General features: G+C 64.1%; 15 protein-coding genes. 9 read left to right on the top strand and 6 right to left on the bottom strand.

Annotated elements, in window-relative coordinates; all coding sequences use genetic code 11:
* Window positions 1-75 precede the first annotated feature (75 nt).
* A complete protein-coding gene (locus SLT36_RS26940; RefSeq protein WP_432288510.1) occupies window positions 76-1062 on the top strand; it encodes a UDP-glucuronic acid decarboxylase family protein in 987 nt (328 codons plus the stop codon).
* Window positions 1063-1079: 17 nt separating this feature from the next.
* Here the strand turns inward: SLT36_RS26940 and SLT36_RS26935 are convergent, their stop codons facing one another.
* Entirely contained in the window at window positions 1080-2918 is a 1839-nt protein-coding gene (locus tag SLT36_RS26935) for a diguanylate cyclase domain-containing protein (RefSeq protein WP_432285043.1), read from the bottom strand.
* Window positions 2919-3245: 327 nt separating this feature from the next.
* Here SLT36_RS26935 and SLT36_RS26930 point away from each other — a divergent pair, with 327 nt between their 5' ends.
* Window positions 3246-3542: a DUF6460 domain-containing protein gene (locus SLT36_RS26930; protein ID WP_432285042.1), complete on the top strand. Its 297-nt coding sequence runs from the start codon at window positions 3246-3248 to the stop codon at window positions 3540-3542.
* Between the two features lie 60 nt (window positions 3543-3602).
* On the opposite strand, the gene SLT36_RS26925 is transcribed toward SLT36_RS26930, so the two are convergent.
* Window positions 3603-4499 carry a histone deacetylase family protein gene (locus SLT36_RS26925; RefSeq protein ID WP_432285041.1) on the bottom strand — a complete coding sequence of 299 codons (897 nt, stop codon included), beginning with the start codon at window positions 4497-4499 and terminating at the stop codon, window positions 3603-3605.
* A 78-nt stretch (window positions 4500-4577) separates the two neighbouring features.
* On the opposite strand from SLT36_RS26925, the gene SLT36_RS26920 reads away from it, so the two are divergent.
* Window positions 4578-5975, top strand: coding sequence for an MATE family efflux transporter (locus SLT36_RS26920; protein ID WP_432285040.1), 1398 nt, complete (start codon window positions 4578-4580; stop codon window positions 5973-5975).
* Here SLT36_RS26920 and SLT36_RS26915 read toward each other — a convergent pair.
* On the bottom strand, window positions 5951-7027 hold the full coding sequence (locus SLT36_RS26915) for a quinone-dependent dihydroorotate dehydrogenase (RefSeq protein WP_432285039.1): 1077 nt from the start codon (window positions 7025-7027) through the stop codon (window positions 5951-5953). The genes SLT36_RS26920 and SLT36_RS26915 overlap by 25 nt on opposite strands.
* Window positions 7024-7371, bottom strand: a complete 348-nt coding sequence (locus SLT36_RS26910; protein WP_432288509.1) for a DUF952 domain-containing protein — start codon at window positions 7369-7371, stop codon at window positions 7024-7026. The genes SLT36_RS26915 and SLT36_RS26910 overlap by 4 nt, the downstream gene beginning before the upstream one ends.
* A 112-nt stretch (window positions 7372-7483) precedes the next feature.
* Here SLT36_RS26910 and SLT36_RS26905 point away from each other — a divergent pair, with 112 nt between their 5' ends.
* Window positions 7484-7921: a hypothetical protein gene (locus tag SLT36_RS26905; RefSeq protein ID WP_432285038.1), complete on the top strand. Its 438-nt coding sequence runs from the start codon at window positions 7484-7486 to the stop codon at window positions 7919-7921.
* Window positions 7922-8075: 154 nt separating this feature from the next.
* A complete protein-coding gene (locus SLT36_RS26900; RefSeq protein ID WP_432285037.1) occupies window positions 8076-8732 on the top strand; it encodes a response regulator transcription factor in 657 nt (218 codons plus the stop codon).
* A 55-nt stretch (window positions 8733-8787) separates the two neighbouring features.
* On the opposite strand, the gene SLT36_RS26895 is transcribed toward SLT36_RS26900, so the two are convergent.
* Entirely contained in the window at window positions 8788-12282 is a 3495-nt protein-coding gene (locus SLT36_RS26895) for a PAS domain-containing hybrid sensor histidine kinase/response regulator (RefSeq protein ID WP_432285036.1), read from the bottom strand.
* Between the two features lie 215 nt (window positions 12283-12497).
* Between SLT36_RS26895 and mscL the strand changes: the two genes are divergently transcribed.
* Both mscL and SLT36_RS26885 read left to right on the top strand, forming a co-directional pair.
* On the top strand, window positions 12498-12920 hold the full coding sequence (mscL, locus tag SLT36_RS26890) for a large conductance mechanosensitive channel protein MscL (RefSeq protein WP_432285035.1): 423 nt from the start codon (window positions 12498-12500) through the stop codon (window positions 12918-12920).
* Window positions 12921-13034: 114 nt separating this feature from the next.
* The gene (locus SLT36_RS26885; protein ID WP_432285034.1) at window positions 13035-14201 is read left to right on the top strand and encodes a pyridoxal phosphate-dependent aminotransferase; all 1167 of its coding nucleotides are present in this window, start codon (window positions 13035-13037) and stop codon (window positions 14199-14201) included.
* An 82-nt stretch (window positions 14202-14283) separates the two neighbouring features.
* Here SLT36_RS26885 and hemA read toward each other — a convergent pair whose 3' ends face one another.
* A complete protein-coding gene (gene hemA / locus SLT36_RS26880; protein WP_432285033.1) occupies window positions 14284-15561 on the bottom strand; it encodes a 5-aminolevulinate synthase in 1278 nt (425 codons plus the stop codon).
* Between the two features lie 248 nt (window positions 15562-15809).
* On the opposite strand from hemA, the gene galE reads away from it, so the two are divergent.
* Together galE and SLT36_RS26870 are read left to right on the top strand one after the other, a co-directional pair.
* Window positions 15810-16805 (top strand): UDP-glucose 4-epimerase GalE, encoded by a 996-nt coding sequence (gene galE / locus SLT36_RS26875; protein ID WP_432285032.1) that lies wholly within the window; start codon window positions 15810-15812, stop codon window positions 16803-16805.
* 209 nt (window positions 16806-17014) lie between these two features.
* Entirely contained in the window at window positions 17015-18265 is a 1251-nt protein-coding gene (locus tag SLT36_RS26870) for a D-amino acid dehydrogenase (protein WP_432285031.1), read from the top strand.
* The last annotated feature ends 3 nt before the right edge of the window (window positions 18266-18268 follow it).

Below are 18268 nucleotides of genomic sequence, written 5' to 3'. Positions count from 1 at the left end.
CAGATTGTAGAAACATGAGTGACATTGCATGAGCCTGCCCGCCAGGCAATGTCCATAGCGAAAGCAGAGGCCGACATGCATCCGGAGAAGCGTGTACTGGTAACAGGCGGGGCGGGTTTTCTTGGCTCGCATCTCTGCGAGCGGCTGCTGGAAGCAGGGGCGCATGTTGTGTGCGTCGACAATTTCTACACCGGTGCGCGCGCCAATGTCGCACACCTTGCCGAACATTCCCGTTTCGAATTGATCGAGCACGACGTCTGCCAGCCGCTTTTTGTCGAAGTCGACGAGATCTACAACCTGGCCTGTCCGGCGTCGCCCATCCATTACCAGCGCGATCCGGTGCAGACCACCAAGACCAGCGTGCTCGGCGCCATCAACATGCTTGGCCTCGCCAAGCGTCTAGGCGCCAGAATCCTCCAGGCCTCGACATCGGAAGTCTATGGTGACCCAGCCGTCCACCCGCAGGACGAGAGCTACTGGGGCAACGTCAATCCGATCGGCCCGCGCTCGTGCTACGACGAGGGCAAGCGCTGCGCCGAAACGCTGTTCTTCGACTACCGGCGACAGCACCATCTGGAGATCAAGGTCGCCCGCATCTTCAACACCTATGGCCCGAGGATGCAGCCCGATGACGGGCGCGTCGTCTCCAACTTCATCATGCAGGCGTTGCGCGGCGACAGCATCTCGATCTTCGGCGGCGGCACGCAGACGCGGTCGTTCTGTTATGTCGACGACCTCGTCGACGGCCTGATCAGGCTGATGGCCTCTCCAGGCGATTTCACCGGACCGGTCAATATGGGCAACCCGGAGGAGTTTTCGATGATCGAGCTCGCCCGCGCGGTTCTGGCCGAGACGGGCAGCAGGTCGCGGCTCGAGTTCTTGCCGTTGCCCGAGGATGATCCGAAGCAACGGCGGCCCGACATCACCTTGGCCGGTACTCTCGGCTGGCGACCCGCCACGCCGCTGGAGCAGGGCCTTCAGCGCACGGTTGCCTATTTCCAGGAACTGATGGACGCTCAACCGCACATCAAGGACGGTGGCGTGGTGGCTGCTGCTTCCTGAGCGCGACTGGCGACGGCCTAGGCGCGCCCGTTGCTGCGCTCGGCGACGTCCTTTGCCTGCACCGAACCGCCCTTGGCCAGTTCGACCATATCGGCGAGCAACTCGACCTGATCGAAAAAGCAGACGCGGCCGCGACCGTCCTGCTTGGCGCGGTAGAGGGCGGCGTCGGCGCGCTTGAAGTAGGTACCGATGTCACTGCTGTCGTTGCCGATCAAGGTGACACCGACGCTGGCGCCGATGGACAGCTGGTGGCCGGCGATGTCGTAGGGTGCGCAGAGCGCCTCGACGATGCGGCAGCCGAGGGATACCGAAGCATCCGGCTGTCGGCCGTCATTCTGGATGACGGCGAACTCGTCACCGCCGAGGCGCACGAGGCAATCCGCCGCGTCGACGCAGCCGCGCAGCCGGTCGGCGACCGCGCAGAGCAAGGCGTCGCCGACAGGGTGGCCGAGCGTGTCGTTGACCTGTTTGAACAGGTCGAGGTCGAGGCAGAGCAGGGCGCGGGCGCGGCCATCCCGGACATTGCCGACCGCCAGTTCGAGCTGCTGGCGAAACAGGATGCGATTGCCGAGCCCGGTCAGCGTGTCGTGATGCGCCAGATAGGCGATGTCGGCCTGCGCGCGCTTGCGTTCGTCGATGTCCTCTAGCAGCCCGACCCATTCGATGATGCGCCCGTCTGTGTCGAACACCGGGGCACCTTGCGAGCGAACCCAGAGCCAGCGTCCGTCACTGACCTTGAGACGGAACTCGACATCGAGCGGCGTGTTTTGCTTGAGCGCCTCGGCCCAGGCGGCGGAGGTAATCGGGCGATCGTCGGGATGGATGGCGTTGGTCCACTCCTGGCCCTCGACCTCGCTTTCCGGCCGGCCGGTGAGTTGCTCCCAGCCGGTCGCGAGGCCAGCGCTGCCATCCCCGTCGCGACGCCACAGCACAATGGCACCCGTTTCGGCGATGGTGCGATAGCGGCGCTTTTCGCTGCGCAGGGCATTTTCGGCCCTGGCAAAGCTCTGACGCAGGATCTCGAATTCCTGGATTGAGGATGTGGCAACCGAGGCCGCCTCCGTCTCCTGTCCATCGGCGATGGCATTGCTGTAGCGGGCCAGCTCCTGCACAGGCTGCAGGATGCGTTTGCCGAGCCACATCGCCACGCAGACGGCAAGCAGCAGGCTCATGCCTGCACCCAACATCAGATTGAACATCGGGTCGCGCCAGCGCGCGTCGAATACGGTCGTCGATTCACCGACGATGATCACCCAGCCCGGTGTGCCAGCCAGCTTCTGGAAAGACAGGATGATCGGCAGGCCTTCAATGGTCTTTGCCGCAAAAAGTCCGGCATTGGTTCCAAGCGCCTCCAGTTTGGGCCAGTCCGGAGCGACTTGGCCAATGAACCGGCTGGCGTCACGCGAACGTGCGAGAATGCGCCCGTTGCCGTCGGTGACGGCCACCAATATGTCGGTCGGCGCGCGCTTGCCGCGCTGCAAGGTCTGGATCAGGTCTTGAGGTGACGTCGACATGACGTAGGCGGCGGTCCCGCGCTTGCCCGGAGGGGCGGGCACAGCCAGCACGAGGCGCGGCTCGTTGCCTGTGGTAAGCACATTCGAGACAACGTTCGCCTGCGTGCTCATGGCAAGCACTGCGGCATCCGCCGCCGCGTTCGACTTGGCGCGCAAGGCCGGGACGCGATCGTTGGCGATCAGCGCCACATTGTTGTCGGCGCCGAGCACCCACAGTTCCGGCTCAGGGAGCGGTTCGGGATCGGGAATCTCACGATGTTGCGCCAGCACCGACATGTTGGCGAAGCGGCTGCTTAGCTCTCCTTCGATGGCATTGGCCAGCGTGCGAGCGGTGTCGTTCAAGCGCGCGACTGCCGCATCCCTGTAGGCGCTTCCGGCAGACCAGACCGCAACAGCCGATACTGCGACCACGGGAAGCAGGCAGGCCAACGCCAAGGCGATGAGGTAGCTGTTGAGACCGCGTTTGGCTTGCGAGTTCTTTTCCATTCCCACCGCGCGCTCAACTCCCGACGATCCATCAGAAGTTGCTAATCGCCCGAGAATGTTTTCCAAAAGGTCAACGCGGATGTATCGTCCTGCGTGAAATTTCTGCCGATCACATGAATCGCAGGTTGTGCAGCGCGGGTGGCATCGGCGTCAGCACCTTGAAGCGCGTGGCGCAATCACGATATGCCTGATGGCTCGAATCGCAGGAGATCGAACTTGTCCGGATTGACGCGCTTTCTCGGAGACACCCCGCTCAGGGTGTTCATCAAGCTGCTGGTCATCTCCTTCCTCGTCGGCATCGTCATGTCAGCCTTCGGCTGGTCGCCCTTCGACGTGCTGTATGGCATTCGCGATTTCTTCGTCGACATCTGGCGCATGGGCTTCCGCGCCGTCGATCGCTTCCTCGGCTACTTCCTGCTGGGTGCCGCGATCGTCGTGCCGGCCTTCATCATTCTGAGGCTGTTCAGCTACCGCAAATAGCTGCCGCCCCGTCTGGCATGGTCTTTTCCGAAACGCGATTGATGCGTTTCGGGATCGCGCTCAGGCAAAGGCGGCCGCCGTTTCGAATAGGATGGCGTGGCGAGCGGCAAGGGCTGCGACATCGGTCGAATAGCCGCCGCCGATCACCCCGCACAATGGCACGCCACGTCCGCGAAAGTGCCCAATGACGAGACGCTCGCGCCGGCGCAGCCCCTCGTCGCTCAGCGCTAGACGGCCAAGCCGATCCTCGCGATGCGGATCGACGCCGGCATTGTAGAAGACGATGTCCCATCTGCCGTGTCGTGACAGGCCGGCAAGGGCATCGGTGAGAGCATCCAGATAGGCATCGTCGCCGGTCTTGTCGGGCAAGCCGATGTCGAGGCTCGAGGCGACCTTGCGCACCGGGTAGTTCTTTTCGGCATGCATCGAGAAAGTGAACACCGTAGGAGTTCTGGCAAGGATCTCGGCGGTGCCGTCGCCTTGATGCACATCGAGATCGACAACCAGGATGTTCTCGACCTGCCCATCTTCGAGCAGCGCCAGTGCGGCGACGGCGACGTCGTTGAAGGTGCAGAAGCCGGCGCCCTGGGCGCGGCGGGCATGGTGACTGCCGCCGGCGGCGTTGCAGGCGATGCCATGGCTGAGTGCCAGCCGTGCCGAAGCCAGCGTGCCACCTGCGGCGAGCTGGGCGCGCCGCGACACGCGCTCACCGACAGGAAAGCCGATCTCGCGCTCGATATGGTGCGGCACCGTGCAGGTCAGCACTTGGTCGACATAGGTCGCGTCATGCGCAAGCCTGAGATAATGCGGCGCGATCGGTTCGGCCCGGTTGAGCCCGCTGGTCAGGCCGAGGGCTTCGAGCCGTGCCATCAGCGCCGTGTATTTGCCCATCGGGAAGCGGTGGTCGGCGGCAAAGCCGGCGTCGTAGTCGGGATGGCTGACGATCTGAAGCGGCATGGAGGGTTGCTGAACCAGGAGGGCGAAATCGATTGTTGCCGCAACTTAAATGGTTGCGGGCGTTGGGGAAACCGGGGCATGTGCCCTAGGGAGATTCGGCAACTGGGAGGACTTTCGTTGGAATACGCATCGCCAGAGGGCCGCGTGACGCCTTTTTCCGTCACCAACCGCTCGGTGCTGGCGATTGCCGTGCCAATGACCCTGGCCTATCTGACCACGCCTTTCATCGGCCTTGTCGGCACCGGCGTCGTCGGGCAATTCGGTGATGCCGCCCTGCTCGGCGGCCTGGCAGCTGGTGCTGTCGCCTTCGATGTCGTCTTCACCAGCTTCAACTTTCTGCGTGCCGGCACGACGGCGCTGGTGGCGCAGGCTTTCGGCCGCGGCGATGCCTCCGAAGAGCAGGCGGTGTTCTGGCGCGCCGTGGTGATCGCCCTGATTGCCGGCATCGTGCTGGCGCTGACCGCACCACTGACCTCGCTTGCCGGGCAGTGGTTCATGCAGGCCGAGCCGCGCGTCAACGAGACGCTCGACCACTATGTCCGTATCCGCATGCTGGGCGCGCCCTTCGCACTGATCAACTACGCCATCCTCGGTTACATCCTTGGGCGCGGCGAGGGTAGCTTCGCGCTGTTCCTGCAGGCGACGCTCAATGGCGTCAACATCGTCGTCTCCATCCTGCTTGGGCTGCATTTCGGCTGGGGCGTCGAAGGTGTTGCCTGGGCCGCCGTTGCCGGCGAGCTTGCCGGCATGGTCATCGGCCTGGCGGTGCTGCTGCGGCGCTTCGGGCGTGAGCCCAGGCTGGCGCGCGCGCGCATCTTCGATGCCGCCGCGTTCAAGCGGCTGTTCGTGCTCAACCGCGACATCATGATCCGCTCGCTGTCGCTGCTCGTAGCGTTCGCGCTGTTCACCCGCCAGGGCGCCCAGTTCGGCACGGTGACGCTTGCGGCGAATGCGGTGCTGATGAACTTCTTCATCGCCGCCGGCTTCTTCCTCGACGGCTTTGCTGCTGCGGCCGAACAGCTTGCTGGCCGTGCCGTTGGCGCGCGCTACGAGCCGGCCTTCCGCAAGGCTGTCTATCTCTGCTCGATCTGGGGCTTTGCGCTGGCCGGCAGCATGACCGCGGCACTCATGATCTTCGGCGCCGACCTGATCGCGTTGATCTCGACGGCTGAGGATGTGCGATCGGCAGCCATCGCCTTCCTGCCCTGGGCGGCATTCACTGCGCTGAGCGGCGTGCTTGCGTTCCAAATGGACGGCATCTTCATTGGCGCCGCCTGGTCGCGCGACATGCGCAACATGATGGTGATCTCGTTGCTGGTGTTCATCGCGGCACTTTTGCTGCTGCCCTCAGCCTACGGCAATGCCGGGCTATGGGCGGCCCTACACCTGTTGCTGATCGTGCGCGGCCTGTGCCTGCTGGCGATCCTGAAGCCCAGGGCGCGGGCAACGTTTCAAAGCGGTGTCGCGGCCCACTGATCGAGCTTGCTGTCACGCAGCTCGGAGATGCTCTTGAGGCCTTCGCGCGCAGCAAAGTCGGACATGCCGCGCACGATGCGCGCCGGTAGCGACGGGCCCGCATAGACCATGCCGGTGTAGAGCTGGACGAGGTCGGCGCCGGCACGGATCTTCTCCAGTGCCGTGTCAGTCGAATCGACACCGCCGACGCCGATGATGGCGCGCTGCGGGCCAAGCAGCTTGCGCATGCGCGCAAGAACCGCCGTCGAGCGCGCGAACACCGGCTTGCCTGACAGGCCGCCGGTCTCGCCGGTGTGGGTCGGGCTGCGCAGCGCAGGCCTCGTGATGGTGGTGTTGGAGACGATGACGCCGTCGATCGCCTTTTCGGTCACTTCGGCCGCGATGTCTTCGAGCTCCGCCTCGTGCAGGTCGGGCGCGATCTTGAGAAATATCGGAACCGCATGTCCAGCTTCGGCGCGGGCGATCATGACGCTGGCCAGCAACTCGGCAAGCTGTTCGCGTGCCTGCATGTTGCGCAGGCCGGGCGTGTTGGGCGACGAAATGTTAACCGTGAGATAAGAGGCATGGCGAGCGAAGCGCTTCACGCCGAGCACATAGTCACCGATGCGGTTTGTGCTGTCCTTGTTGGCGCCGATGTTGACGCCGACGATACCGGGCCGGCCGGCGCGGGCAATGAGGCGCTTTTCGCAGGCGTCGTGGCCTTCATTGTTGAAGCCGAGCCGGTTGATGACGGCATCGTCCTCGACGAGGCGGAAGATGCGCGGCTTGGGATTGCCAGCCTGCGGCAGCGGCGTCACCGTGCCGATCTCGGCGAAGCCGAAGCCGAGGCCGAGCAAGGCGTCCGGCACCTCCCCGTTCTTGTCGTAGCCGGCTGCCATGCCGAGCGGATTGGGAACGTCGAGCCCGGCGATCTTGAGCCGCAGGCGGGCATCACGCGGGGCGCGGCCGCCGACCGGCAGGCCGCAACGCAGCGCCTTGATCGACATGCCATGCGCGGTTTCGGCATCGAAGCTGAACAGCAGATGCCGACCAAGACGGTCGAATGCGCTCATGCTTCAAGCTCCGGAAAATCGTGGGCGCCGTCGGCGTTGAGCGGCAGGGGGCGAACCCATTTGGCGGCGCTGGCCTCGAGCTGGGCGTAGAGATGCGGGAATAAGGCGCCGCCGCGCGAGACTTCGTATTTCAGCGCCGGACCGAGGCGTTCGGCGTCTATGGCGATGAGCAGCAGGTTGGCCTGCCCAGTGAAGTGTTTGGCGGCGGTTTCCACCACCTGTTCAGCAGTCGAGAAATGGATGAAGCCGTCGGCGAGATCGATCGGCGCACCGGTGAAGATGCCGCTGCGTTCGGCCTCGCGCCACATCGCTTCGGGACAGATCTTGTAGATGGTCTTCGTCATACGGGCGCTATAGGCTGAAAGCATGATGCGGGAAAGGGCAGCTTTCATTGCCCACCGCAATTTGGGCCCATTGCTTTCAGACAATGCGCACCGTCCGCGAATGGAGACAGCTATGCGCCGCGCCTTTTTGATGCTCATTCCCTTCATCGCCGGCCTCGGTGCCGCACCGGCGCTGGCCGCCGAAGCGCAGCGCTACCAGATGGAAAAGACCGACAAGGGATATGTCCGCATGGACACCCAGACCGGCGAGATGTCGATCTGCGAGGAACGCGACAATCAGATGGTCTGCAAGCTGGCCGCCGACGAGCGATCGGCCTTGCAGGACGAGCTCGGCCGCGTGCAGTCCGAACTGAAGGCGCTCGACGAACGCATCGTGAAACTCGAGAACTCGCTGACAGCCCAATTGGAATCGAAACTGCCGACCGAGGAAGAGTTCCAGAAGAGCATGGGCTACATGGAGCGCTTCTTCCGCAGCTTCATGGGCATCGTCAAGGACATGGAAAAGGAAGAGCAGACGCCGCAGACGGCGCCCGCACCGAACAAGACCTGAGCGGATTTTGTGCCTTGGCGGCCTGAAAGTTGAGCATGAACGGCCAACTCACCGGGCGATTTGACTTTAGCTGCTTGAAAAGACGCCACCGGGCCGCATAATCGCGGCCGACGGTCCAAGGCGCACAGAACGGTCGGGGCCTCGGGAGGGATATTTGCCAGCAGGCCACAAGTTCGTCATCGCGGACGACCATCCGCTGTTCCGCGGCGCTCTCAAGCAGGCCATCTCAGGGCTGGCCGACGTGTCGAGCGTGCTCGAGGCCGGCGACTTCGAGAGCGTCAAGGCGATCGTGGCGGCGAATGAAGACATCGACATCGTCCTGCTCGACCTGTCGATGCCCGGCGCCTCGGGGCTCTCCGGTCTGATCTCGCTGCGGGGCATCCATGCGACCGTGCCCGTCGTCATCGTCTCGGCCCATGACGACCCCGAAACCATCCGCCGCGCGCTCGAGCTCGGCGCCTCCGGCTTCATCTCCAAGTCGGCGAGCATGGACGACATCCGCAATGCCATCGAGGCGGTGCTGTCGGGCGAAATATCGGCCCCCGGCGACATCGACCTCGGCGTCGAGCGCGATCCCGAAATCTCCGACCTGATCAAGCGCCTGCAGTCGCTGACGCCGCAGCAGACGCGTGTGCTCGGCATGCTGGCGGAGGGCCTGCTCAACAAGCAGATCGCCTACGAGCTAGGCGTCTCGGAAGCGACGATCAAGGCGCATGTCTCGGCGATCCTGCAGAAGCTCGGCGTCGACAGCCGCACCCAGGCCGTCATCCTGTTGTCCAAGATCGGCGGCGAGCCGCGCCCGGCGGCGTGAGCATCCCGAAACGCGGACCCCGGTTTTCGGCATAGATCATGCTCGCAAAGCAGGATCACTCGGCGGCGTGGGCCATGCGCCGCATCCGGTTCATCATCGAACGCAGCACAGCGGGCTTCAGCGGCTTGTTGAGCACGGCGACATCGAGCTGGTCGGCTGCGGCGCGCACCTCGTTGGAACGGTCGGCGGTGATCAGCACGGCAGGTGTCGCTTCGCCATAGACCGCGCGCAGCGAGCGAATGACGTCGAGACCGTTTTCGCCGTCGAGATGATAGTCGGCGAGGATGATTTCCGGCGCCGGTCCGTCGGGCTCGCCGGCGATGAATGCAGCCGTTCCCGAATAGGTGCGCACCTCGCAGCCCCAGCCTTCAAGCAACAGCCGCATGCCTTCGAGGATGCGGGCGTCGTTGTCGATGCAGACGACCGTCAGGCCGTTCAGCGCGGCCGCGGCCTGGATGCGCGGCCGGGCGGCCGCCGCCGCTGGCAGTTCCTCGGCAGTGGTGACAGGCAGGATGACCGAGAAGCGGGTCCCCTTGCTCTTGTGCGACTCGATTTGGATTTCGAGCTTCAGCACGCGCGCGATGCGGTCGACGATCGACAGGCCGAGCCCGAGGCCCTGGGCTTCGCGAATGCCGTCGTCGAGGCGGGTAAATTCGTGGAACACGGTGCCGAGCTTGTCTGAGGCGATGCCGATGCCGCTGTCGATGACCTGGATTTCGGCAAGCTCGCCGCGCCGCCTGACGCCAACGACGACGCGGCCGGTGCGGGTGTATTTGATGGCGTTGGAGACGAGGTTCTGGATCAGCCGGCGCAGCAGGTTGCGGTCGGTGTTGACGGTGAGCGTCGACGGCACGATCACCAGTTCGATATCCTTGGCGCGGGCCATGGGCAGGAAGTCGGTGCCGATCTGACGCAACAGCCCATCGAGGCGAAAAACGGTTTCCGCAGGCTTCATCGCACCCGCATCGAGGCGCGATATGTCGAGCACGGCGCCGAGGATGGTCTCGACGGATTCGAGCGAGGATTCGATGTTGCGCGCAGCGATGCCGGCATTGCCCTTGCCGGCCTTCTCGATCAGCGACGAGCAGTAGAGGCGGGCGGCGTTGAGCGGCTGCAGGATGTCGTGTCCGGCAGCCGCGAGGAAGCGCGTCTTGCCGAGATTGGCCTCCTCGGCCAGCATCTGCGCCTGGGCGAGTTCCTCGTTGACGCGGGTAAGCTCGGCGGTGCGGCTCTTGACGCGCTGCTCCAAAGACTCGTTGGCGCGCTTGAGCGCGAGGTCGGCGGCGACGCGCGCGGAGATATCGGTATAGGTCGCGACGATGCCGCCGTCGGGCATCGGGTTGGAACTCATTTCGATGATCCGGCCGCTGGTGGTCAGTTCGATCTGCCAGGGACCGCCGAAGCTGGTCAGCCTGTCGAGCGTTCTGAGCCGCGACGTCGGGGGGATGTCGCCGCGGGTGACGAGATAGGCAAGGATACGGTCGATCGAGACGCCGACCTGGCCCATTTCGTCGGGCAGGTCGAACAGCGAGCGGTACTGGCGGTTCCAGCAGATCAAGCGGAAATCCTGGTCGAAGACGGTGATGCCCTGTTCCATCTGGTCGAGTGCGATCTGCAAAAGGTCGCGGTTGTGCTGCAGTGCCTCGGTGGCATCATCGAGCAGGCGGAACGTGTCCTTGGCCGAGTTGTCGCCGCGCTTGAACAGCAGGGACAGGATCAGCCGCGCCGACGAGGAGCCGACGGCACTTGCCATCAGTTGCTCGGAGAAGCGGATAACGTCCATGCCGGCGGGGTCGTTGCCATTCAGCTTGCTGCCGCTGTCGCGCTCAAAACTCTGGAAAGAACGTTCGGTGCGCTCGACGCCGAGATATCTGGAGATGGTGTCCTTGAGGTCGTTGACGGTGATCGCCGTGCGGAAGCGGCGCAGCGACGGCATCGGGCTCGAGTCGCGCGGCACGAAGATCGAGGCCTGGATACGCTCGAGCGGCACCGAAGCGCGCGACAGCGAGCCGAGGACGAGGAACAGCGTGTTTACAGCCAGGCTCCACAGCACGCCATGGTTCAGCGGCTCGGCCGAGGTGCCGAACAGCGCCTGCGGCCTGAGCGCCTCGATGCCGAACAGGCCTTCGGAGAGGATCGCGGTATCCGGCGAAGCGAGCGTCGGCAACAGCAGCGTGTAACACCACACAGCGATGCCGGCGGCCATGCCAAGCGCTGCACCCCTTGCATTGGCGCGGCGCCAGATCAGGCCGCCGATGAAGGAAGGCGCGAACTGCGCGATCGCGGCGAACGACATCAGGCCGATCGAGGCGAGGCGCGTGTTGGTGGTGCTCTCGCGGTAGTAAAGGAAGGCGACGAACAGGATGATGAAGATCGAGGCGCGGCGGATGTTGAGGATGATCGCCGACCAGTCCTCGGTGTCGCCCGCCTTCAGCTTGACCAGCCGACGCACGAAGATCGGAATGACGAGATCGTTGGAGATCATGATCGACAGCGCCACGCTTTCGACGATGACCATGGCGGTTGCCGCCGAGAGACCGCCGATGAAGGCGACCATGGCGAGGAAGTCGTGGCCTTTGAACAATGGCAGCGACAGGACGTAGAGGTCACCAGTGGTGGCCGTGCCGACCACGGCCAGACCGGCAAAGGCTATCGGCAGCACGAACAGATTGATCGCCACGAGATAGGCGGGGAAGACCCATGTCGCCTTACGCAGCTCGTCTTCGCTGCGGTTCTCGACGATCATCACGTAGAACTGCCTCGGCAGCATCACGATGGCAAAGCCGCTTATGCAGGTGACCACCAGCCAGGTGCCGAGCGAGGTGCCATAGCTCATGGCATCGCCGACCTGTTCGGTGGCGCCGAAGCTGTTCAGCATGTCGCCGGGGCCGTCGAACAGCGCAAAGGTGACGAACAGGCCGACGGCGAGGAAGGCGACGAGCTTGACGATCGACTCGACCGCGACCGCCAGCACCAACCCGTTCTGGTGTTCGGTGGCGTCGGCATGGCGGGTGCCGAACAGGGTGGCAAACAGTGCCAAGAGCAGCGCTACGATCAGCGAGATGTCGCTGACGAAGGGATCGAAGGATGGCGGCGAGCCGGTGTAGTGCTCGACCATCAGACTGACCGAGCCCGATATCGCCTTGAGCTGGAGGGCGATGTATGGGATCGCGCCGACCGTGGCGATCAGGGTGGCGATCGAGGCGACGGAAAAGCTCTTGCCGTAGCGGGCGCCGAGGAAGTCGGCGATCGAAGTGATCTTCTCGGCCTTGGCCAGCTTGATGATGCGGCTGAGCAGCGGGAAGCCGAACATGAAGACCAGCACCGGGCCGATATAGATGGCGAGGAATTCGAGCCCGCGCTCGGATGCCAGACCGACCGAGCCGAAGAAGGTCCAGGACGTGCAGTAGATGGCGAGGCTGAGCGCGTAGATGAACGGCCGCGGCCGGCCCGGGCCCCAGTTCGCGGCGCGGCGGTCGCCGATGCTCGCAATGGCGAACAACAGCGTGACATAGGCGACGGCGATGAGGACGACGGCCAGGCCCTGCACTCTAGCTTCTCACTCCCTCGCAAATGACTGTTTCCCGTATGCTGAGGCAATCACAGCCGCGCAGACAAGTCCATTATCCTTGTCTCCTAGAACGGCCGTGTCGGCGCTTGCAGGGGCGGGGTTTTGCAACCGGCGGTTTTTGCTATGGTGACGCCGTGCGGCGACGGTTGGCGGGGAACGATTCGCCTTTCTGCAGATCGTGAACGGAGGGTTCAATGCTAAAGGAATTCCAGGAGTTTATTGCCAAGGGCAATGTGATGGATCTCGCCGTCGGCGTGATCATCGGCGGCGCCTTCGGCCTTATCGTTTCCTCGCTGGTCGGGGATATCATCATGCCAATCGTCGGCGCGGTGTTCGGCGGCTTCGATTTCTCCAACTACTTCCTGCCGCTGTCGTCTTCGGTGACCGCCGTTTCGCTTGAGGAAGCCAAGAAGCAGGGTGCAGTGTTCGCCTATGGCAACTTCTTCACGGTGGTCATCAACTTCCTGATCCTCGCCTGGATCATCTTCCTGATGGTCAAGGGCGTGAATACGATGCGCAAGCGCCTGGAGAAGCAGAAGGCAGCCGAGCCGGCTGGTCCTCCGCCCGCCGATGTCGCGCTGCTGACCGAAATCCGCGACCTGCTCGCCAAGAAATAGCCTGCAGAAGCTGGCATCGCGAAAACCCCCGGCTGGCTGGACCACCGGGGGTTTTTTCGTTTGTGCCGGCACGATAGGACTAAGCCCAAGCAGCAATTCAAGCCTGGGGTGACCATGAGCCTTCTCGACGCCGTTCGTATTGAGGCCCGCAGCGCGCCGATGAGCGGCATCGAGGCAGTGGCCAATTATGGGCGTGACCGCGCCGGGCTCATCCCGATGTGGTCGGGCGAAAGCGACATGCCGACGCCGGCCTTCATCAGCGATGCAGCGGCGCGGGGCCTTGCTAATGGCGAGACCTTCTACACCTGGCAGGCCGGCATTCCGGAACTGCGCCAGGCGATCGCGCGCTACTACCAGCGCCATTTCGGCAAGGGCTTCGGCGCCAACGAATTCATCGTCACCGTCGGCGGCATGCAGGCGATCACCATGGCGCTGCAGGTGACGGCGGGCGCTGGTGACGAGGCCATCTATCTGGCGCCGGCCTGGCCGAACTTTGCCGGTGCGGCAGGCGTCGCCGGCGTCAAGTCGGTGCCGGTGCTGCTCGACATGACCGATAATGGCTGGAGCTGCGATGTCGAGAAGATATCAGCCGCCGTCACGGCGCGCACCAGGGCGATCTTCGTCAACTCGCCGTCCAACCCGACCGGCTGGACCGCCGACCGCGAGACGCTGCAGGCGATCCTCGATCTGGCGCGCCGGAAGAACCTCTGGATCATTGCCGACGAGATCTATGCGCTGTTCCACTATGACGGCCGCCGCTCGGCGTCGTTCATGGACATCATGGATCCGGAGGACAGGATCCTTTTCGTCAATACCTTCTCCAAGAACTGGGCGATGACCGGCTGGCGCGTCGGCTGGCTGAAGACGCATCCGTCGCTGAGCCGCACCTTCGAGAATCTGGTGCAGTATTCGAGCTCCGGCGTGGCGCAGTTCATGCAGCGTGGCGGCATCGCCGCGCTTGACGAGGGCGACGCCTTCATCGCCGAGCAGGTCGAGCGTGCCCACAAGGCGCGCGACATCGTCTGCGGGATCCTGGGCGAGACTGGCAAGGTGCGTTTCAGCCTGCCGCCGGGTGCATTCTATCTGTTCTTTGCCGTCGACGGCATGAAGGATGCCGAGGCTGCCGCTTTCGACATCGTCGACAAGGTCGCCGTCGGCACAGCACCCGGCACGGCATTCTGTGCCGGTGGCGAAGGCTTCCTGCGTCTGTGCTTCCACCGTCGCCTCGACCAGGTCGAGGAGGCGTCGCACCGGCTGGCCAGATGGATCAGGGAGCAATAGGCCTGGACGAATCCAAGGCTCAAAATGAAGAAAGGCCCGAAACCTGACAGGTTCCGGGCCTTTCAAATGAGATGAGCTGCAATCAGCCGCCCGACTGCGGCACCAGCAGCGAGACGATGCGTTCGCTCTTGGGAACTTCGGTGTGGCCCTCGGTGCGATAGGGAATGCCCAGCGCGTTCCAGGTCTCGACGAGTGCCGCCTTGAGTTCGGCGATCAGCACGTCGCTGTGGAACGGCGTCGGCGTCACACGCAGCCGCTCGGTGCCGCGTGGCACGGTCGGGTAGTTGATCGGCTGGATATAGATGCCGTGGACGCCGAGCAGGCGGTCGCTGGCCATCTTGCACAGCTCGGGATCGCCGACCAGGATCGGCACGATGTGCGTTGCCGATTCCATGACAGGCAGGCCGGCGTCCGCCAGTACCTGTTTGGTGTGCGTCGCCTGGCGCTGCTGGGCGTCGCGCTCGGCCTGCGAATTCTTGAGATGCCGGATCGACGCCGTCGCGGCCGCGGCGATGGACGGCGGCAGGGCGGTTGTGAAGATGAAGCCGGGTGCATAGGAGCGTACGGCGTCGATGACGCTGCGCGTGCCGGTGATGTAGCCGCCGAGCGTGCCGAAAGCCTTGGCCAGCGTGCCCTCGATGATGTCGATGCGGTGGGCGAGGCCCTCGCGCTCGGTGATGCCGCCGCCGCGGCCGCCATACATGCCAACCGCATGAACCTCGTCGATATAGGTCATGGCGTTGTATTTCTCGGCGAGGTCGGCGATCTCGGCGATGGGGGCGATGTCGCCGTCCATCGAATAGACGCTCTCGAACACGATCAGCTTGGCGCGCTCACGGCCGGCGGCCTGCAGCAGGCTTTCGAGATGGGCGACGTCGTTGTGGCGGAACACCTTCTTCTCGGCGCCCGAGCGACGCACGCCCTCGATCATCGAGGCGTGGTTGAGCTCGTCGGACAGGATCAGGCAGTTCGGCAGAAGCCGGCCGATGGTCGAGATGGCAGCTTCATTGGAGACGAAGCCGGATGTGAAGACGAGGCCGGCTTCCTTGCCGTGCAGGTCGGCGAGCTCATGCTCAAGCTCGACAAGCGGATGGTTGTTGCCGGAAATGTTGCGCGTGCCGCCGGCACCGGTGCCCATGTTGCCGGCCGCCTGCTGCATGGCAGCGACCACGTCGGGGTGCTGGCCCATGCCGAGATAGTCGTTCGAGCACCAGACCGTGATTTCCTCGGCTTTGCCGTTGGCACGCCAGATGGCGCGCGGAAACTTGCCGACGATGCGCTCGAGATCGGCAAACACGCGATAACGGCGCTCGGCGTGGACCTGGTCGATCGCTTCTTCGAAAAACCGCTGGTAGTTCATATGGACGTCCCAATTTTTCAACCGTGAGCATAATCAACGGTCGGTTCGGCGTCCATCGACCGTTTCTGGTCAAAATGCCACGCCCTCGACGTCCCAAACGACCACGGAACGCCGAAAAGTCCCTTGATGTGGATCAAATTCCACTGCGACCGAATGGTCAACGTGATCTCGCCGCGAAAGTCCTATCTCGCATTTGCCGGTATTGTCGGGCTACACAGAGCGCGACGGATGCGATGCGGAGTGTTGTCATGGCGGTATTGGTAACGGGCGGTGCCGGCTATATCGGCAGCCACATGGTCTGGGAGCTGCTCGATGCAGGCGAGAAGGTCGTCGTGCTCGACCGGCTGTCGACAGGTTTTGACTGGGCGGTGGCGCCCGAGGCCACGCTGGTCAGGGGCGACGTCGCCGACAAGGATCTCGTCGGTCAGTTGATCCGCGAGCATGGCGTCGACGCCATTATCCATTTTGCAGGCTCCATCGTCGTGCCGGAATCGGTGTCCGATCCGCTCGGCTATTACGAGAACAACACCTGCAAGACGCGCAGCCTGATCGAGACGGCGGTACGCGAAAGGGTGAAGCATTTCATCTTCTCCTCGACCGCTGCCGTTTATGGCGCCGCCGGCATGGAGCCGGTGGTCGAGGACGCCCGACTTGCGCCGGAATCGCCTTACGGCCTGTCCAAGCTGATGAGCGAATGGATGCTGCGCGATGCGTCGGCGGCCCACCCACTGACCTACACGGCGCTGCGCTATTTCAATGTCGCCGGCGCCGATCCCAAGGGCCGTACCGGCCAGTCGACCAAGGGTGCGACACATCTGATTAAGGTCGCCTGCGAAACCGCACTCGGCAAGCGCGGCTCGATGCAGGTGTTCGGCGAAGACTATGCGACCCCTGACGGCACCTGCGTGCGTGACTACATCCATGTTTCCGACCTCGTCGCCGCGCACCGCCTGGCGCTCGCTCGCCTGCGCGCCGGTGGCGGCAACCTCGTCGCCAACTGTGGCTACGGCCACGGCTATTCGGTACTCCAGGTGATCGACAGCGTGCGCCGCGTCCATGGCGCCGACTTCGCCGTCGAGATGACTGTCCGCCGCCCGGGCGATGCGGCCTCTGTCGTTGCCAATTCGGATCTGGCGCGCGGCGAACTCGGCTGGGCACCAAAGCATGACGATCTCGATGCGATCGTCGGCGACGCGCTGAACTGGGAACGGCTGCTCAGCCGCAAGAACTCTTCCGTTATATAAGCTGCAGGTGGTGGATATCCGCCGCCCCATCTCGATAATTGCAGCGCCAGGCGTTATGGGTGGCAAAGGGGCCTGACCCCGCACGGTGAAGGGTTCCCGCCAGAGCCTGGTGCATCGGCCAATCCTCGGCATCGCCGATGCGCAAGAAAGAGTTGGAGCGTCCTTTCCGCGTGCCAGGGGCACTGCGCGACGCTCTATGGGGTGGCAGCATGAAGATACTGGTTCTCGGCGCGGGTGTGGTCGGAACGGCAGCAGCCTATTACCTGGCGCGCGACGGCCATGAGGTCACCGTCGTCGAACGCCATCCGGCGGCGGCACGCGGCACGAGCTATTCCAATGCCGGCCTGGTCTCGCCTGGCGACGCCACCGCCTGGGCCTCGCCGGCGGCGCTGAAGACCTTCATCCGCTCGCTTTATACCTCCGATCTCGGCATCAAGGTCAGGCTCAGGCTCGACCCCTATTTTTATGCCTGGAGCCTGCGCTTCCTGCGCCAGTGCACGACGGCGCGGCTGCGCGCCAACAGCGAGGTCAAGCTCCGGCTCGCGCTCTATTCGCGCCAGTGCATCAACGAGATCTCCGACGAAGCCGGCATCGGCTATGACGACCGGCGCAAGGGCATCCTCTATTTCTTCCGCTCGCAGAAGAGCCTCGACGAAGGCAGCGAGAATTACCGCTTCCTCGCAAAACACGGCCTGCCGATCGAGATCGTCGACCGCAATCGCATGGTTGAGCTGGAGCCCGGCCTGGCGGCCGCCAAGGACGGTATTGCGGGCGGCGTCTATTCGCCTGTGGATCAGACCGGCGATTCCCGCATGTTCGTCGAAAAGCTCGCCGCTTATGCCAGGGAGCGGCTGGGTGTGACGTTCAAGTTCGACACCACTGTCGAGGGCTTGGTCGTCGAGGGCGAACGCGTCGCTGGGGTGAAGACGCAAGCCGGCGTGCTCACAGCGGATGCGGTGGTCATCGCCATGGGGCCCGAGAGTGGATTGCTCGGTCGCCGCCATGGCATCGACCTGCCCGTCTATCCGGTCAAAGGTTACACCGCGACAGTGCCGCTCGATGTTCCCGAAAAGGGACCGACGATGGGCGGCGCCGATGAGGACAATCTGATCGCCTATTCCAGGCTTGGCGATCGCCTGCGGCTGGCTGCGACCGCCGAGTTCGCCGGCTTCGATCGCAGCTACAAGCCGAGCGATTTCGCCCGCCTGTTCAAGGCCGGCCAGGAGCTTTTCCCGGGCGCCTTCAATCCGCGCAAGGCCGAGGTCTGGGCCGGGCTCAGGCCGATGATGCCGGGCTCGGTGCCGGTCATCGGCCCGGCCCGCTACAAGGGGCTTTATCTCGACACCGGCCACGGCCATGTCGGCTGGACCATGGCCTGCGGCTCCGGCAAGTTCCTTGCCGACCTTGTGGCCGGCCGCAAGCCCGACATCGATCCACAGGGGCTGGTCTACGGGGGCTGAGGC

The sequence above is a fragment of the Aminobacter sp. BA135 genome, assembly GCF_050859125.1.
GTDB lineage: Bacteria > Pseudomonadota > Alphaproteobacteria > Rhizobiales > Rhizobiaceae > Aminobacter > Aminobacter ciceronei.
The sequence above is the reverse complement of the archived record's forward strand: the minus strand, read 5'-3'. Positions and strand labels throughout refer to the sequence as shown.

Coding starts and splice junctions, on each gene's coding strand:
- SLT36_RS26920 (WP_432285040.1), top strand. CDS start 4,578: ATGTGCCCTAGGGAGATTCGGCAACTGGGAGGACTTTCGTTGGAATAC.
- SLT36_RS26905 (WP_432285038.1), top strand. CDS start 7,484: ATGCGCCGCGCCTTTTTGATGCTCATTCCCTTCATCGCCGGCCTCGGT.
- SLT36_RS26870 (WP_432285031.1), top strand. CDS start 17,015: ATGAAGATACTGGTTCTCGGCGCGGGTGTGGTCGGAACGGCAGCAGCC.
- SLT36_RS26925 (WP_432285041.1), bottom strand. CDS start 4,499: ATGCCGCTTCAGATCGTCAGCCATCCCGACTACGACGCCGGCTTTGCC.
- SLT36_RS26940 (WP_432288510.1), top strand. CDS start 76: ATGCATCCGGAGAAGCGTGTACTGGTAACAGGCGGGGCGGGTTTTCTT.
- mscL (WP_432285035.1), top strand. CDS start 12,498: ATGCTAAAGGAATTCCAGGAGTTTATTGCCAAGGGCAATGTGATGGAT.
- SLT36_RS26915 (WP_432285039.1), bottom strand. CDS start 7,027: ATGAGCGCATTCGACCGTCTTGGTCGGCATCTGCTGTTCAGCTTCGAT.
- galE (WP_432285032.1), top strand. CDS start 15,810: ATGGCGGTATTGGTAACGGGCGGTGCCGGCTATATCGGCAGCCACATG.
- SLT36_RS26930 (WP_432285042.1), top strand. CDS start 3,246: ATGCCTGATGGCTCGAATCGCAGGAGATCGAACTTGTCCGGATTGACG.
- SLT36_RS26910 (WP_432288509.1), bottom strand. CDS start 7,371: ATGACGAAGACCATCTACAAGATCTGTCCCGAAGCGATGTGGCGCGAG.
- SLT36_RS26885 (WP_432285034.1), top strand. CDS start 13,035: ATGAGCCTTCTCGACGCCGTTCGTATTGAGGCCCGCAGCGCGCCGATG.
- hemA (WP_432285033.1), bottom strand. CDS start 15,561: ATGAACTACCAGCGGTTTTTCGAAGAAGCGATCGACCAGGTCCACGCC.